General features: G+C 71.2%; 2 protein-coding genes. One reads left to right on the top strand and one right to left on the bottom strand.

All coding sequences use genetic code 11. The features are described from left to right. Window positions 1-259: 259 nt before the first annotated feature. Entirely contained in the window at window positions 260-1,261 is a 1,002-nt protein-coding gene (locus ACFWH7_RS20935; RefSeq protein ID WP_378219599.1) for a LacI family DNA-binding transcriptional regulator, read from the bottom strand. Window positions 1,262-1,529: 268 nt separating this feature from the next. On the opposite strand from ACFWH7_RS20935, the gene ACFWH7_RS20930 reads away from it, so the two are divergent. Further along, window positions 1,530-2,816, top strand: a complete 1,287-nt coding sequence (locus ACFWH7_RS20930; RefSeq protein WP_378219597.1) for an ABC transporter substrate-binding protein — start codon at window positions 1,530-1,532, stop codon at window positions 2,814-2,816. The last annotated feature ends 134 nt before the right edge of the window (window positions 2,817-2,950 follow it).

The raw sequence follows: 2,950 nt of genomic DNA, 5'->3' as shown, positions 1-2,950 counted from the left end.
GCCGCGTCTACCATCCGCCGCTCGTTCCTCGCGGCTCCCGCCAGGCCCGCCACGAAGCGGCACCACCACCCACCCCGCCCTAGGTCGTCTCACCCTGGTCCTCACGCACCCGGGCGACCGCGGTCCCCGCATGACCAGGGTTCTACTTCGCGCACCGGGGTTCTACCTCGCGCCACCACGGTTCTACCTCGCGGGACCAGGGGGCCTTCCCTGCTGACTCGGTCCTGTCAAGGCGGTCGGCGGTCCGGAGGTCGGAGGGTCAGAGGGGGCGGGTGGTGCCGCGGACGACGAGGGTCGTGGGGAGGCGGACGTGGGGTTCGCGGGTGTTGCCCTCGACGAGGTCGACGATGAGGCGCAGGGCCTCGGCGCCCATGCGGTGGATCGGCTGGTCGACGGTCGTGAGGGGCGGGGTGGTGAGCGCGGACTCGGGGACGTTGTCGAACCCGACGACGGAGACGTCGTCGGGCACGCGCAGGCCGAGCTCCGCGGCGACCTCCATGGTGCGGATCGCCGACAGGTCGTTCGCGGCGAAGATCGCGGTGGGGCGCTCGGGGAGCGAGAGCAGCTCGTGCGCGGGGGAGTCGGCCAGGTCGGGGCGGTAGCCGCCGACACGCACGAGGTCGGGGTCGAACGGGACGCCGGCGTCGGCGAGGGCCTCGCGGTAGCCCTGCTCGCGCAGGCGCGCGGACTCGAGGTCGGGTCGCCCGGCGAGGAACCCGATGCGGCGGTGCCCGAGGGAGAGCAGGTGCTCGGTCGCGGCGCGCGCGCCGGCGAGGTTGTCGGAGTCGACGGTGGGCGGGCCGGAGGGGCCGCGGTGCGGGTCGACGGCGACGACGGGGATCGAGTTGCCCGGCGCGACGACGGTCGGGGTGACGAGGATGGCGCCGTCGATCAGGGTGCCGCCGAGGCGCGAGAGGTAGCGCTGCTCCCAGCCGACGCGGTCGTCGCGGCGCAGCCCGCCGGAGTAGGCGAGCAGCTCGTAGCCCGTTCCGTCGACGGCCTCGGAGATGCCCTTGAGCAGCTCGGTGGAGAAGGGCTCGAACTCGGCGACGAGGATGCCGATGACGTTGGTGCGGCTGCTGCGCAGGCTGCGCGCGACGATCGACGACTCGTACCCGAGCTGGTCGATGACCTCCTGGACGTGGCGGGAGGTCTCGAGGGCGACGCCGTAGCGGCCGTTGATCACCTTGGAGACCGTCGCGACCGAGACGCCGGCGGTGCGCGCGACGTCGCCGATCGTGACTCTTCCGGTGGAGCGCATGGGGAGACAGTAGCCCGTGCCGCGGCCCCTCGGCGGCGCCCCGCCGCGCGCTCGTCCCGGTCCGTGGCTGCGTCCGGGGGTGCGCACCTAGCCCCACGACCGCGCCCGCACAGCGCCTGCCGCGGCATCGTATGTAAAACGTTATCGATAACGATTGACACGCCACCCCTCCGTTTGCGAGAGTCGCCGTGGCGGCCCCGACGCGGCGGCAGCCTGGCGCGCTCGAGGCAGCGTGCGCCCTGTGCGACTCGACGAAGAGGACGGAACGATGAAGTCTCGGAAGCTCCTGGCGGCGACCGCCGTCGCGATGGCGGGCACGCTCGTGCTCTCGGCCTGTGGAGGCGGGGGCGACTCCGGCTCGGACGACGGCTCGGTCTCGATGACCTTCTGGCACAACTCCACGACCGGCCCCGGCATGGACTACTGGAAGGAGACGGCCGCGGCGTTCGAGGACGAGAACCCCGGCGTCAAGATCACGATCCAGTCCATCCAGAACGAGGACATGGACGGCAAGCTCCAGACCGCCCTGAACTCGGGTGACGCGCCCGACATCTTCATGGCGCGCGGCGGCGGCAAGCTCGCGGACGTCGTCGAGGCGGGTCAGGTCAAGGACCTGACCGACCTCATCGACCCGGCGGTCGAGGAGGCGGTCGGCGGGTCGCTGAGCGCGCTGTCCGTCGACGGCAAGGTCTACGGCATGCCGGTGTCGATCCTGCCCGGCGGCATGTTCTACAGCACCGACCTGTTCGACCAGGCGGGCATCACCGAGACCCCGGGGACGATCTCGGACCTCGAGGCGGCGACCGAGCAGCTGAAGGCCGCGGGCATCGCGCCCATCGCGCTCGGTGCCAAGGACGCGTGGCCCGCCGCGCACTGGTACTACTTCTTCGCGCTCCGGTACTGCTCGCAGGACGCGATGAACGAGGCCGCCGACACGCGGACGTTCGACGACCCGTGCTGGCTCGACGCCGGCAACGCGCTCGCGGACTTCGCAGCGACGGAGCCGTTCAACGAGGGCTTCCTCACCACGTCCGCGCAGCAGGGCGCCGGCTCGTCGGCCGGCCTGCTGGCGAACCACCAGGCGTCGATGGAGCTCATGGGCGCGTGGGACCCGGGCGTCATCGCGTCCCTCACGCCGGACGAGCAGCCCCTGCCCGACCTCCAGTGGTTCCCGTTCCCCGAGGTCGAGGACGGTGACGGCGAGCCCGGCGCGATGATGGGCGGCGTCGACGGCTACTCCTGCTACGTGGACGCCCCGGACGCGTGCGCCGACTTCCTCAACTACGCCATGTCGAAGGAGTCGCAGGAGGCCTACGCCACCGCGTTCCAGACGCTGCCCGCGAGCAAGGAGGCGCAGGGCGCGGTCGTCGACCCGGCGCTCGTCTCGATCCTCGAGGCGTACAACGAGGCGCCGTACGTCTCCGTCTGGCTCGACACGCTCTACGGCCAGAACATCGGCAACGCCCTGAACACGGCCGTCGTCAACCTGCTCGCCGGTCAGGGCACGCCCGAGGACATCGTCACCGCTGTCAACGACGCGGCCGCCAAGGAGTAACCACTTCCATGAACGTGTCCCAGGGCGAGATCTCGCCGAGCACGACGACGCCCGAGGACCTGTCTCTTATACACAGCTGAAGCTGCCGACGAGAGTTTGGGGGTAGAGAGCGGGGGTCGCCGGGGCATTAACAA

It is taken from the genome of Cellulosimicrobium cellulans, from assembly GCF_042723955.1.
GTDB classification, from domain to species: domain Bacteria; phylum Actinomycetota; class Actinomycetes; order Actinomycetales; family Cellulomonadaceae; genus Cellulosimicrobium; species Cellulosimicrobium cellulans_H.
This window is presented reverse-complemented; position numbering and strand designations above follow the sequence as displayed.